At 65.8% G+C, this 12,038-nt stretch carries 13 protein-coding genes; 8 read left to right on the top strand and 5 right to left on the bottom strand.

What is annotated here, in order from left to right:
• Positions 1 to 63: 63 nt before the first annotated feature.
• Entirely contained in the window at positions 64 to 1,362 is a 1,299-nt protein-coding gene (locus tag EV691_RS08940) for an alpha/beta fold hydrolase (protein WP_039802954.1), read from the top strand.
• Complete coding sequence (locus EV691_RS08935) at positions 1,355 to 2,131, top strand: MlaA family lipoprotein (protein WP_131302157.1); 777 nt, start codon at positions 1,355 to 1,357, stop codon at positions 2,129 to 2,131. The genes EV691_RS08940 and EV691_RS08935 overlap by 8 nt, the downstream gene beginning before the upstream one ends.
• Positions 2,132 to 2,137: 6 nt before the next feature.
• Here the strand turns inward: EV691_RS08935 and EV691_RS08930 are convergent, their stop codons facing one another.
• Positions 2,138 to 3,061 carry a lipid A biosynthesis lauroyl acyltransferase gene (locus EV691_RS08930; RefSeq protein ID WP_131302160.1) on the bottom strand — a complete coding sequence of 308 codons (924 nt, stop codon included), beginning with the start codon at positions 3,059 to 3,061 and terminating at the stop codon, positions 2,138 to 2,140.
• A gap of 233 nt (positions 3,062 to 3,294) precedes the next feature.
• Between EV691_RS08930 and minC the strand changes: the two genes are divergently transcribed.
• The 5 genes from minC (at position 3,295) to EV691_RS08905 (ending at position 7,310) form a co-directional block, all read left to right on the top strand.
• Complete coding sequence (minC, locus tag EV691_RS08925) at positions 3,295 to 4,035, top strand: septum site-determining protein MinC (protein WP_131302163.1); 741 nt, start codon at positions 3,295 to 3,297, stop codon at positions 4,033 to 4,035.
• A 99-nt stretch (positions 4,036 to 4,134) separates the two neighbouring features.
• On the top strand, positions 4,135 to 4,950 hold the full coding sequence (gene minD / locus EV691_RS08920; RefSeq protein ID WP_039802945.1) for a septum site-determining protein MinD: 816 nt from the start codon (positions 4,135 to 4,137) through the stop codon (positions 4,948 to 4,950).
• On the top strand, positions 4,947 to 5,201 hold the full coding sequence (gene minE / locus EV691_RS08915) for a cell division topological specificity factor MinE (protein ID WP_039802943.1): 255 nt from the start codon (positions 4,947 to 4,949) through the stop codon (positions 5,199 to 5,201). Before minD ends, minE begins: the two co-directional genes overlap by 4 nt.
• Before the next feature lie 98 nt (positions 5,202 to 5,299).
• Positions 5,300 to 5,935 carry an RluA family pseudouridine synthase gene (locus EV691_RS08910; protein WP_131302166.1) on the top strand — a complete coding sequence of 212 codons (636 nt, stop codon included), beginning with the start codon at positions 5,300 to 5,302 and terminating at the stop codon, positions 5,933 to 5,935.
• A gap of 85 nt (positions 5,936 to 6,020) precedes the next feature.
• Positions 6,021 to 7,310: a M18 family aminopeptidase gene (locus EV691_RS08905; RefSeq protein WP_089168721.1), complete on the top strand. Its 1,290-nt coding sequence runs from the start codon at positions 6,021 to 6,023 to the stop codon at positions 7,308 to 7,310.
• Positions 7,311 to 7,399: 89 nt separating this feature from the next.
• Here the strand turns inward: EV691_RS08905 and EV691_RS08900 are convergent, their stop codons facing one another.
• Complete coding sequence (locus tag EV691_RS08900; RefSeq protein WP_131254237.1) at positions 7,400 to 8,362, bottom strand: zinc-binding dehydrogenase; 963 nt, start codon at positions 8,360 to 8,362, stop codon at positions 7,400 to 7,402.
• A gap of 125 nt (positions 8,363 to 8,487) precedes the next feature.
• On the opposite strand from EV691_RS08900, the gene EV691_RS08895 reads away from it, so the two are divergent.
• Complete coding sequence (locus tag EV691_RS08895) at positions 8,488 to 10,569, top strand: carboxy terminal-processing peptidase (RefSeq protein ID WP_131302168.1); 2,082 nt, start codon at positions 8,488 to 8,490, stop codon at positions 10,567 to 10,569.
• 112 nt (positions 10,570 to 10,681) lie between these two features.
• Here the strand turns inward: EV691_RS08895 and EV691_RS08890 are convergent, their stop codons facing one another.
• The 3 genes from EV691_RS08890 to EV691_RS08880 all read right to left on the bottom strand — a co-directional run bounded on the left by EV691_RS08890 (position 10,682) and on the right by EV691_RS08880 (position 11,898).
• Positions 10,682 to 11,044 (bottom strand): hypothetical protein, encoded by a 363-nt coding sequence (locus EV691_RS08890; protein WP_131302171.1) that lies wholly within the window; start codon positions 11,042 to 11,044, stop codon positions 10,682 to 10,684.
• Complete coding sequence (locus EV691_RS08885; protein WP_131302174.1) at positions 11,041 to 11,382, bottom strand: helix-turn-helix domain-containing protein; 342 nt, start codon at positions 11,380 to 11,382, stop codon at positions 11,041 to 11,043. Before EV691_RS08885 ends, EV691_RS08890 begins: the two co-directional genes overlap by 4 nt.
• A 78-nt stretch (positions 11,383 to 11,460) precedes the next feature.
• Entirely contained in the window at positions 11,461 to 11,898 is a 438-nt protein-coding gene (locus EV691_RS08880) for a YkvA family protein (RefSeq protein WP_198866406.1), read from the bottom strand.
• Positions 11,899 to 12,038: the final 140 nt, after the last annotated feature.

The raw sequence follows: 12,038 nt of genomic DNA, 5'->3' as shown, positions 1-12,038 counted from the left end.
CTGATTGCACTCGCTGCGTTAAAAGCAGTCCCATGGCCAGATCCCCGACGAGGTTGGATTCCCATGCCCCGCCTGCCCGCCTTCGCCGCCCTGCTCGGCGGCCTCCTCTTCTGCTCCAGCGCGCCGGCGGTCGACATCGATCCGGCGAGCTACGGCTTTCCGCTGCACAACCCCTTCGAGGCGACCATCGCCACCACGCCGCCGGAGTTGCGTCCTGCCCTGCCGCCCGACAGCGAGATCGATCAACGGGACTACAGCCTGAGCCTGCGCCCCGAGCGCCCGTTCGCCCTGCCGGGCAACCTGCGCCAGGTGCGGGACCTGCGCTATCGCCTGGCCCGCCAGGCACATGCCGCGCCGCTGATCTTCGTCATCTCCGGCACCGGTGCGCACTACGCCAGCAGTCTCACCGAATACCTGAAGCGACTGTTCTACGGGGCCGGTTTCCATGTGGTGCAGCTGTCCTCGCCGACCAGCTACGACTTCATGACCGCCGCCTCGCGCGCCGCCACGCCCGGCCTCAGCCGCGAGGACGCCGACGATCTGTACCGGGTCATGGAGGCGGTGCGGGCGCAGCAGGCGGACCTGCCGGTCACCGCCTACCACCTGGCCGGCTACAGCCTCGGCGCCCTGCATGCGGCCTTCGTCAGCCAGTTGGACGAGAGCCGTCGAGGCTTCGGCTTCAAGCGCGTGTTGCTGCTCAACCCGCCGGTCAATCCCTACAACTCGGTGCGCAACCTCGACCGCCTGGTACAGACCGAAGTCCCCGGCATCACCGGCGACCTGACCTTCTACGAGCTGATCCTCGGCAAGCTGACCCGCTACTTCCAGCGCCGCGGCTACATCGACCTCAACGAGGCCCTGTTGTACGACCTGCAGCAGTCGAAGGAACGCCTGACGGACGAGGAAATGGCGATGCTGATCGGCTCGGTGTTCCGCTTCGCCGCCGCCGACATCGCCTATACCTCGGACCTGCTCAACCGCCGCGGGCTGATCACCCCGCCGAACTACCCGGTCGAGGAGGACACCCCGCTCGCGCCCTTCTTCATCCGCGCCCTGCAGTGCAACTTCGGCTGCTACCTGAACGAGCAGCTGATCCCCCAGTGGCGCCTGCGCCACAACGGCGGCAGCCTGTCCCAGTTGATCGGCCAGATCAGCCTGCAAGCCCTGCAGGACTACCTGGCTGGCAGCGGCAAGATCGCCGTGATGCACAATGCCGATGACCTCATCCTCGGCCCCGGCGACCTCGCCTTCCTGCGCCGCACCTTCGGCGAGCGGCTGACCCTCTATCCATTCGGTGGGCACTGCGGCAATCTCAATTACCGGGTCAACAGCCAGGCCATGCTGGAGTTCCTCCGTGACTGAACGCGCGAGGCTCGTCGCCGCTGCGCTGCTCCTCGGCAACCTGGCCCACGCCGCCGAGCCCCCGGCTGCTGACGGCGACGGCTTCAAGCGCCCGCTCGACAGCCTGCAGTTCAACAGCGGCCGCGACCAACGCGAGTTCGAGCGTGCCAGCCTGGCCACCCTCAACGTCCCTGATCCCTGGGAGCGCTGGAACCGGCGGGTCTATTACTTCAACTATCGCCTCGACGAGTGGGTGCTGCTGCCGGTGGTGCGCGGCTATCGCTATGTCACGCCGGAATTCGTGCGCAGCGGCGTGCGCAACTTCTTCGGCAATCTCGGCGAGATCCCCAGCCTGCTCAACAGCCTGCTGCAACTGCGCGGCCGGCGCGCCCTCGACACCGGGACCCGTCTGCTGCTCAACACCACTCTGGGCGTCGCCGGCCTGTGGGACCCGGCCACCCGCATGGGACTGCCCAGGCAGAGCGAGGATTTCGGCCAGACCCTCGGCGCCTACGGCGTGCCCACCGGACCCTACCTGATGCTGCCGATCCTCGGTCCGTCCAACCTGCGCGATGCCGGCGGCCAGCTGACCGACTTCCTGACCGCCAACCGGGTCGACTACCTGAACGTCGCCACAGCCAGCGGCGCCCACCCGGAAATCTCCGCGCTGAAGGCCGTCGACAGGCGCGACGGCATCCCCTTCCGCTACGGACAGCTCAACTCGCCGTTCGAGTACAACCAGATTCGCTACGTCTATACCCGCGCCCGCCAATTGCAGATCGAGGAGTAGAGCGCCCTATTGGTAGAGACTCGGCTCGCCGCTCGGGCGGCTCTTGAAGCGCCGGTGTGCCCACAGGTACTGCTCGGGGTGCTGGCGCACCGCCTGCTCGACCCAGCGGTTGATGCGCAGGCAGTCGGCCTCCTCGCTCTCGCCGGGAAAATCCTCCAGCGGCGGGTAAATCGTCAGCTGGTAGCCGGAACCATCGGCCAGACGGCTCTGGACGAAGGGCATCACCAACGCCTTGCCCAGGCGGGCGAACTTGGTCGTCGCCGTCACGGTCGCCGCCGGGATGCCGAACAGGGGCACGAAGAGACTCTGCTTGCGCCCGTAGTCCTGATCCGGCGCGTACCAGATGGCGCGCCCGGCGCGCAGCACCTTGAGCATGGCGCGGATGTCATCGCGCTCGATGGCGGTGGCATCGGCATTGTGCCGCTCGCGACCACGCCGCTGGACGTAGTCGAAGACCGGGTTGATGTGCTCGCGGTACATGCCGTCGATGGTCTGCCGCTGGCCGAGCAGGGCGGCGCCGATCTCCAGGGTGGTGAAGTGCAGGGCCATGAGGATCACGCCCCGGCCCTCGGCCTGGGCCCGCTGCAGATGCTCGAGGCCCTCGATGTGCGCCAGCCGGGCCAGCCGCTGGCGTGGCCACCACCAGCTGATGGCTATCTCGAAGAAGGCGATGCCCATCGAGGCGAAGTTCTCCTTCAGCAGACGCTCGCGCTCGGCGGCGGACCGCTCGGGGAAGCACAGCTCCAGGTTGCGCCTGGCGATGCGCCGGCGCGAGCCGGCCAGGCGATAGGTCAGCGCGCCCAGCCCGCGGCCGAGCCGCAGCAGCCAGGCATAGGGCAGCCGGGCAATCAGCCAGAAGAGTCCCAGCCCCAGCCAGAGGCCCCAGAAACGCGGATGGAGAAAACAGGCACGAAAGCGTGGACGATCCATTAACGGCCCCCAAACGGCAAAGGCCGGCATTCTAGCGGGAAAATGCCGGCCACGACCGACGCGAAGAGCGGCCGCCCGGGGGGCCGGCCTCCGCCCGCTGCCGAGCCTGCGGCAACGCGCCACGGGCACGCCATACGGCGCATCGTCGGCCCAGGGGGCGGTTTTCTTCCGCCCGGCTAGCCTGATGCGACGTTTCCCGTTATAAGACCGGCATTCATTGCAATGGGCAGATCATGAGCCAAGCCGACCTCCTCGACCCAGCCCCCGTGTTCCAGCTCAAGGGCAGCATGCTCGCCATCACCGTACTGGAACTGGCGCACAACGACCTGGCCCGTCTCGACCACCAGTTGAGCGAAAAGGTGGCGCAGGCCCCCAACTTCTTCCAGAACACCCCGCTGGTCCTGGCCCTGGACAAGCTCCAGCCCGGCACGCAGCAGTTCGATCTGCGCGCCCTGCTGGCGGTCTGCCGGCGCCACGGCCTGCGTACCCTGGCGATCCGCGCCAGCCTGGCCGAACACCTCGCCGCCGCCCAGGCGCTGGACCTGCCGGTCCTGCCGCCTTCCAGCGCGCGGGAGCGGCCGCTCACCCCCGGCGCCGCACCGGCGCCGGCGAAGAAAGCCGAGAAACCGGCCGAGCCGGCGGTGCGTCCGACGCGGGTGGTCACCACCCCGGTACGCGGCGGCCAGCAGATCTATGCACCGGGCGGCGACTTGCTGGTCCTGGCCCCGGTCAGCGCCGGTGCGGAACTGCTCGCCGACGGCAACATCCATGTGTACGCACCGATGCGGGGGCGTGCCCTGGCCGGCATCAAGGGCAACAGCCAGGCGCGGATTTTCTGCCGGATGCTGGCCGCCGAGCTGATCTCCATCGCCGGCCGCTACAAGGTTGCCGAAGACCTCAGACGCGATCCGAACTGGGGCGAGGCCGTGCACATTCATCTGGCTGGCGACGTGTTGAACATCACTCGCCTTTAACGGATACTCGCGCGTTCTCAGGGGCTTTAACGGACTGGACTCCACAAGCCACCCGCGCGGCTCAACGCTCCCGTTTTTCTTCACTTGGGGTGAATCACCTTGGCCAAGATCCTCGTAGTCACTTCCGGCAAGGGTGGCGTCGGCAAAACCACGACCAGCGCCGCCATCGGTACCGGCCTCGCCCTGCGCGGGCACAAGACCGTCGTCGTCGACTTCGACGTAGGTCTGCGTAACCTCGACCTGATCATGGGCTGCGAACGCCGGGTCGTGTACGACTTCGTCAACGTCATCCAAGGTGATGCCACGCTCAGCCAGGCCCTGATCAAGGACAAGCGCCTGGAGAACCTCTACGTGCTGGCGGCCAGCCAGACCCGCGACAAGGACGCCCTGAGCAGCGAGGGCGTGGGCCGGGTGATGGACGAGCTGCGCGAGTCTTTCGAGTACATCATCTGCGACTCGCCGGCGGGTATCGAGAAGGGCGCCCACCTGGCCATGTATTTTGCCGACGAGGCGATCGTGGTGACCAACCCCGAAGTATCCTCGGTACGCGACTCCGACCGCATGCTTGGCCTGCTCGCCAGCAAGTCGCGGCGCGCCGAGAACGGCGAGGAGCCGATCAAGGAGCACCTGCTGCTGACCCGCTACAGCCCCGACCGCGTGACCAAGGGCGAGATGCTCGGGGTGGAGGACGTCGAGGAGATCCTCGCCATCCGCCTGCTCGGGGTGATTCCCGAGTCCCAGTCGGTCCTCAAGGCCTCCAACCAGGGCATTCCGGTGATCCTCGACGAACAGAGCGATGCCGGCCTGGCCTACAGCGATGCCGTGGAGCGACTGCTGGGCAAGGAAACGCCGCACCGCTTCCTCGATGTGCAGAAGAAGGGATTCCTGCAACGCCTATTTGGAGGCCGTGAATGAACATTTTTGACTTCTTTCGCGAACGCAAGAAACAAACATCTGCGTCCATTGCGAAAGAGCGTCTGCAGATCATCGTCGCCCACGAGCGCGGCCAGCGCAGTGCGCCGGACTACCTGCCGGACCTGCAGAAGGAGCTGATCGAGGTGATCCGCAAGTACGTCAACATCGACAACGATCAGGTGCAGGTAGTCCTGGAAGACCAGGGCAACTGCTCGATCCTCGAACTCAACGTCACCCTGCCGGATCGCTGAGCGACCGCCCTGCGACGACGGCGACCCTGCAGGTCGAGTGAAAGCGCAGGCGTTTTCACAACGCCTGCCGGTCGCCGTCGTCGCCTCCGGATATCCCGATGCCCCTGTCGAACATCGAAATCGTCCACCAGGACGAGGCCCTGCTGGTGGTCAACAAGCCCACCCTGCTGCTCTCGGTGCCGGGCCGCGCCGAAGACAACCGGGACTGCCTGGTCACCCGCCTGCAGGACAACGGCTACCCCGAGGCGCGCATCGTGCATCGTCTCGACTGGGAAACCTCCGGCCTGATCGTGCTGGCCCGCGACGCCGACAGCCACCGCGAGCTGTCCCGCCAGTTCCACGACCGGGAAACCGAGAAGGCCTATACCGCGCTCTGCTGGGGCGAACCGGAAGCCGACAGCGGACGCATCGAGCTGCCGCTGCGCTACGACCCGCCGACCAAGCCGCGCCATGTGGTCGACCATGAACTGGGCCGCCACGCCCTGACCTTCTGGCGGGTGCTGGAGCGCTGCGGCCACTACAGCCGTGTCGAACTGACGCCGATCACCGGCCGCTCCCACCAGTTGCGCGTACACATGCTGTCCATCGGCCACCCACTGCTGGGCGACCGCCTCTATGCCCACGACGAGGCCCTGGCCGCCGCCGGACGCCTGTGCCTGCATGCCAGCCTGCTGGTCCTCGGCCACCCGCAGAGCGGCGAGCGCCTGCGCTTCGAAAGCCCTGCACCGTTCTGAACGCCTCGCCCCACGCGCCGGACGTCTGACTGCAGCCCGGCGCCCTTTTCGATACACTCCGCCGCAACGCTGTCCGGAGTCCACTATGCGTACAGAACTCAACCAGGGCCTGATCGACTTCCTCAAGGCATCCCCCACCCCCTTCCACGCCTGCGCCAGCCTGGCCCAGCGCCTCGAATCCGCCGGCTACCAGCGCCTGGACGAGCGCGAAGCCTGGCCGGCCCAGCCCGGCGGACGCTACTACGTCACCCGCAACGACTCCTCGATCATCGCCATCCAGCTCGGCCGACGCTCGCCGCTGGAGGGCGGCCTGCGGCTGGTCGGCGCCCACACCGACAGCCCCTGCCTGCGCGTCAAGCCGCAGCCGGAACTGAGCCGCCAGGGCTTCTGGCAGCTTGGCGTGGAGGTCTACGGCGGTGTCCTGCTCGCCCCATGGTTCGACCGCGATCTGTCGCTGGCCGGCCGGGTGACCTTCCGCCGCGCCGGCCGCGTCGAGAGTCAGCTGATCGACTTCAAGCAGCCGATCGCGATCATTCCCAACCTGGCGATCCACCTCAATCGCGAGGCCAACCAGGGCTGGGCAATCAACGCGCAGAACGAACTGCCGCCCATCCTCGCGCAGGTCGCCGGCGACGAACGGGGCGACTTCCGCGCCCTGCTGGCCGAGCAACTGCAGCGCGAGCACGAGATCAACGCCGACGTGGTGCTGGATTACGAACTCTGCTTCTACGATACCCAGGGCGCGGCGCTGATAGGCCTGAACCAGGACTTCATCGCCGGCGCCCGCCTCGACAACCTGCTGTCCTGCCATGCCGGCCTGCAGGCCCTACTCGCTGCCGGCGACACGGAAAACTGCGTGCTGGTCTGTACCGACCACGAGGAGATCGGCTCCTGCTCTACCTGTGGCGCCGATGGCCCTTTCCTCGAACAGGTGCTCGGCCGCCTGCTGCCGGATGGCGATGCCTTCGTGCGGATCATGCAGCAATCCCTGCTGGTTTCCGCCGACAACGCCCACGGCGTGCATCCCAACTACGCCGACCGCCACGACGCCAACCATGGTCCGAAGCTCAATGCCGGCCCGGTGATCAAGGTCAACAGCAACCAGCGCTACGCCACCAGCAGCGAAACCGCCGGCTTCTTCCGTCACCTGTGCTTCGACGTCGAGGTTCCGGTGCAGAGCTTCGTGGTGCGCAGCGACCTGGGCTGCGGCTCGACCATCGGCCCGATCACCGCCAGCCGGCTCGGCGTGCGCACCGTCGACATCGGCCTGCCGACCTTCGCCATGCACTCCATTCGCGAGCTGGCCGGCAGCCATGACCTGACGCATCTGGTGAAGGTCCTGACGGCCTTCTATTCGAGTCCGGCACTGCCCTGACGGCTCCAGCCCTCTCCCTGCTCCTCCCGGGAGCAGGGCCGGGCGGAGCGGCGGTCAACCACCCGGAGCAGGGTCAGCCGCCCTCCGACTCAAACCAGACTGTCGTCAATCACCAGCGCCACCTTGCCGGACACGGTGTTGCTGGCCAGCATCTCGAACGCCGCGCCGACATCCTTGGCGGCGAAGCTGTGCTCCAGACGCGGATCGAGGCGCTTCTCGGCGAACAGCGGCCAGACCTGCCGGCGCAGCTCGTCGATCAGCTCGCCCTTGAAGGCATCGTCGCGGTTGCGCAGGGTCGAACCGATCAGCTGTACCCGCTTGCCCAGCAGCTTGGCCAGATCCAGCTGCGCCTCGCGCCCGCCCATCAGACCGATGATCACCCAGCGCCCGTCGCGCGCCAGCACGTCCAGATCCAATGCCGCGTAACGCGCGCCGATGGGGTCGAGGATCACGTCGAAGGGGGCGAAGTCGCGCAGCCCCTCGAGATCCTGGGTGCGCAGCACACCGCCCTGCGCGCCCAGCGACTCGCAGTAGGCCAGGCGTTCGGGAGAGCCGACGCTGACCCAGCAGGGATTGCCGAATGCCTTGCACAGCTGGATGCCCGCCGAGCCGACCCCGCTGGCTCCGGCGTGGATCAACACCTTCTCTCCCGCCTTGAGGGCACCCAGCTTGAACAGGTTGAGCCAGGCGGTGGCATAGACCTCCGGCAACACCGCCGCCTCGACCAGCGACAGTCCCTCCGGAACCGGCAGGACATGCCGTCCGTCGATCACCACCTCCTCGGCCATGCCGCCACCGGCCAGCAGCGCACAGACCCGGTCACCAACCTGCCAGTGGCTGCCCGCCCCGACCTCGCTGACCACGCCGGCGCACTCCAGCCCGAGCACGTCGCTGGCGCCAGGCGGGGGCGGATAGAGCCCGGCACGCTGCAGAAGATCGGCCCGGTTCAGGCCGGCCGCCGCCACACGAATCCTGATTTGCCCCACGTCACAGGAAAGCGCAGGCCGCTCGACCCACTCCACACTTCCCTCGATACCTTGCAATGCCTTCATGCTGCCTCCATAGTAGGTCCCTGAGTCAATTTGCCGTAGGCCCTGCTCCCTTCCATCAAGAAAGGAACCCGGGACCCTGCCTGACGGCCTAATATGCGTTATCACTCCCCCACTAGTCGAATGACATGAAGCGCCTTCTCCCCAGCACTCTCCTCGCCTTCACCCTCGGCCTCAGTGCTTCGCTGCTGGCCCAGACTGCTGACGCCGGCAACTGGGACGCCCTGCAACCGGACCGTGACCAGGTGATCGCCAGCCTGAACGTGGTGGAGCTGCTCAAGCGCCATCACTACAGCAAACCGCCACTCAACGATGCGCGCTCGGAAAAGATCTATGAAAGCTACCTCAAGCTGCTCGATCCGGCCCGCAGCTATTTCACCGCGGCAGATATCGCCGAATTCGACCGTTGGCGCACCCAGTTCGACGACCTCCTGAAAGGCGGCGACCTGCAGCCCGGCTTCACCATCTACAAGCGCCACCTCACCCGTCTGGAGGAGCACCTGCACTTTACCCTGAGCCTGCTCGAGAAGGGCGTGGACAGCTTCGACTTCGCCCGCGACGAGCACCTGCTGATCGACCGCGAGAACGCCCCCTGGGCGAAGGACAAGGCCGCCCTCGACGACCTCTGGCGCAAACGCCTGAAGGACGAGGTGCTGCGCATGAAGATCGCCGGCAAGGAGCCGAAGGCGATTCAGGAACTGCTCATCAAGCGCTACCGCAACCAGCTGTCGCGCCTGGAGCAGACCCGCAGCGAAGACATTTTCCAGACCTACATCAATGCCTTCGCGCAGACCTACGACCCGCACACCAACTATCTGTCGCCGGACAACGCGGAAAACTTCGACATCAACATGAGCCTGTCGCTCGAGGGCATCGGCGCAGTGCTGCAAAGCGACAACGAGCACGTCAAGGTGGTTCGCCTGGTACCGGCCGGCCCGGCGGAGAAGAGCAAGCAGCTCGCGCCCGCGGACAAGATCGTCGGCGTCGCCCAGGCCAACGGCGAAATGGTCGACGTGATCGGCTGGCGCCTGGACGAGGTGGTCAAGCTGATCCGCGGCCCCAAGGGCTCGGTGGTGCGCCTGGAGATCATTCCGGCCAGCAACGCTCCCAACGACGAAACCAGCAAGGTGGTGGCCATCACCCGCGAAGCGGTCAAGCTGGAAGAACAGGCCGCGAAGAAGTCCGTGCTCGAGTTGCCCCACGAAGGACACTCCTACAAGCTCGGCGTGATCGAAATCCCGGCCTTCTACCTGGACTTCAAGGCGTTCCGCGCAGGCGACCCCAACTACAAGAGCACTACCCGCGACGTGAAGCGCCTGCTCAGCGAACTGAAGGCGGAAAAGGTCGACGGCGTGGTCATCGACCTGCGCAACAACGGTGGCGGCTCGCTGCAGGAAGCCACCGAGCTGACCGGGCTGTTCATCGAACAGGGGCCTACCGTGCTGGTCCGCAACAACGACGGCCGAGTCGACGTACTCGCCGATGAGAACAAAGGCACCTACTACACCGGCCCGATGGCGGTGTTGGTCAACCGCCTTTCCGCCTCGGCTTCGGAGATCTTCGCCGGTGCCATGCAGGACTATCATCGCGCCCTGATCATCGGCGGCCAGACCTTCGGGAAGGGCACGGTGCAGACCATTCAGCCGCTCAACCACGGCGAACTGAAGCTGACCCTGGCCAAGTTCTACCGGGTTTCCGGGCAGAGCACCCAGCATCAGGGCGTGATTCCGGACATCAGCTATCCGGACGAGGTCGACACCAAGGAAATCGGCGAAAGCGCCCTGCCGGAAGCCATGCCCTGGGACAGCATCCGCCCGGCGATTCGCCCGGAGGCCGACCCCTTCAAGCCGTATCTAAACGAACTCAAGGCTCGTCACGACCACCGCACGGCGCAGGATCCCGACTTCGTCTTCACCCGCCATCGTCTCGACCTGAGCCGACAGCTGATGCAGGAAACCAGCGTCAGCCTGAACGAGAGCAAGCGGCGCGCCCAACGCGACTCCATCGAGTCCAGGCAACTGGCCATCGAAAACGAGCGACGCAAGGCCAAGGGCGAGGAACTCCTGACCGAACTGAAGGAAGAGGACGAAAACGCCCTGCCGCTGACGGACGACACGAGCAAGAAGCCTGAGGACGATGCCTATCTGGCGGAAACCGGACGCATCCTGCTCGACTACCTGGGCCTCAGCGCTTCCCTCGCCAAACACTGATACGCTCGGGCCGATACAAAGCGGGGCCGCTCATGCGGCCCCGTTGTTTTTCACTGCTGGCAAAACCTGCCGGAAGCCAGCGATAACACGGCATACAGCCTATCCATGCCCTTCATTGCTCCTCGTAACTGAACTCGAAGACCCGCACCACCTCCGCTGCATGCCAAGACGCGGCCGCCACACCGTCGGGAGCCCCCGAAAAACGCCCCAGTCGCGCTACACAGTCGAAGAAGCCGGGACGCGGCAGACGGCTGGCCCCCTGACTGATGACCAGCGAGCTGCGCAGTGGCCGTTCGGCACGCGCATCCAGGGCCGCCAGGTGCTCCAGTGCGGCAGCCAGCGTCTGCATGGCTGGCGGCGGCAGTTGCAGGCGCTCGATCAGCGCACGATAGGTCAGCAGATGCCGACTCTGACGCGCGTCATCCAGTTCGCCCAGCAGCGCCTGCCAGTGCTGGCGACTGATGCGAATGGTCAAGAGTCCTCCTCCCATTCCGCAATGCCCAAGACCCGCGCCAAGGCACGCCGGATCGCGGAATCCGGCTGTCGCTCACCCGTCTCTATCATGCCCAGATAAGACGGACTGATGCCCACGGCTCTGGCCAGTTGCTCCTGCGACATGTTTTGAGCTTCGCGCAGGGCAACCAATTCCGCAAGGATCGGAGTCACAGCAGGCGGCGCGGGCCTCTCAAGCACCTCGCCACCCTGCCCGGCAGCCCTCAGCAAGGCCTGGTAGTCGGCCCAGGGCAGCACGGCATACTCCGCTTCGCCATCGCGCATGATCACTTGAACGTTGGTACTTTTCTTCTCGTGCATCGATCCGATCCGAATGTTGACAAATTGCCTGCCACCCGAGCTCACGCCCTCTGCAACCGAGGAACAGAGCAGCGCGAATCAGCGTCCTTCCGGACGGCTTGCGGCCGGCAGCCGCTCCAGTTCCACCTGGCGCTGTGGCGACTGGGCAGCCAACCAGGCACGGAAAGCCTCCAACTCACCGCGCCAGCTGCGCACCACCCAAGCAAGTACCGCGATGTCGTCGAGAAACCCCAGACCGAGCAACCAGTCTGGAATCACATCCAGCGGAGACAGGAAATACAGCAACCCGGCGACCGCTGCGAGCAACGCCTGCTGACTGATCTGCCGGTATTCACCACGCCACCAGGCCAGACAGAGCATTTGCAGCAGGCGCAACTCCTCTTGGATACCAGCCAGCCATCGGCCCTTGCGCTCTCGTTTGCGCGCCACATCCAGCAGGAACTCGCTCAGCCGTCCGTCAGCCAGCAAGGATCGGGCAAGACGAAGAAATCGAAAGAAAAACCAGGGTGTTTTCATGATCGTCACTCCGCAAGGTGCGATTTCCCGACTTACCCACAAAGTCTGTCGGCAACGATGTGGGCAAAGGCTATAACAGCTTGGCAAAATTCCGCAGCATGCGCCTCGACAACAAATCGGACATTTTCCAACTCATGAAA

The organism is Azotobacter chroococcum, assembly GCF_004339665.1.
Taxonomy (GTDB): Bacteria; Pseudomonadota; Gammaproteobacteria; order Pseudomonadales; family Pseudomonadaceae; genus Azotobacter; species Azotobacter chroococcum.
The sequence above is the reverse complement of the archived record's forward strand: the minus strand, read 5'-3'. Positions and strand labels throughout refer to the sequence as shown.

Excerpts from the sequence above, each read along its gene's own strand:
- EV691_RS08880 (WP_198866406.1), bottom strand. The coding sequence starts at position 11,898 with ATGAAAACACCCTGGTTTTTCTTTCGATTTCTTCGTCTTGCCCGATCC.
- EV691_RS08895 (WP_131302168.1), top strand. The coding sequence starts at position 8,488 with ATGAAGCGCCTTCTCCCCAGCACTCTCCTCGCCTTCACCCTCGGCCTC.
- minE (WP_039802943.1), top strand. The coding sequence starts at position 4,947 with ATGAACATTTTTGACTTCTTTCGCGAACGCAAGAAACAAACATCTGCG.
- EV691_RS08900 (WP_131254237.1), bottom strand. The coding sequence starts at position 8,362 with ATGAAGGCATTGCAAGGTATCGAGGGAAGTGTGGAGTGGGTCGAGCGG.
- minC (WP_131302163.1), top strand. The coding sequence starts at position 3,295 with ATGAGCCAAGCCGACCTCCTCGACCCAGCCCCCGTGTTCCAGCTCAAG.
- EV691_RS08905 (WP_089168721.1), top strand. The coding sequence starts at position 6,021 with ATGCGTACAGAACTCAACCAGGGCCTGATCGACTTCCTCAAGGCATCC.
- EV691_RS08930 (WP_131302160.1), bottom strand. The coding sequence starts at position 3,061 with ATGGATCGTCCACGCTTTCGTGCCTGTTTTCTCCATCCGCGTTTCTGG.
- EV691_RS08940 (WP_039802954.1), top strand. The coding sequence starts at position 64 with ATGCCCCGCCTGCCCGCCTTCGCCGCCCTGCTCGGCGGCCTCCTCTTC.
- EV691_RS08885 (WP_131302174.1), bottom strand. The coding sequence starts at position 11,382 with ATGCACGAGAAGAAAAGTACCAACGTTCAAGTGATCATGCGCGATGGC.
- EV691_RS08910 (WP_131302166.1), top strand. The coding sequence starts at position 5,300 with ATGCCCCTGTCGAACATCGAAATCGTCCACCAGGACGAGGCCCTGCTG.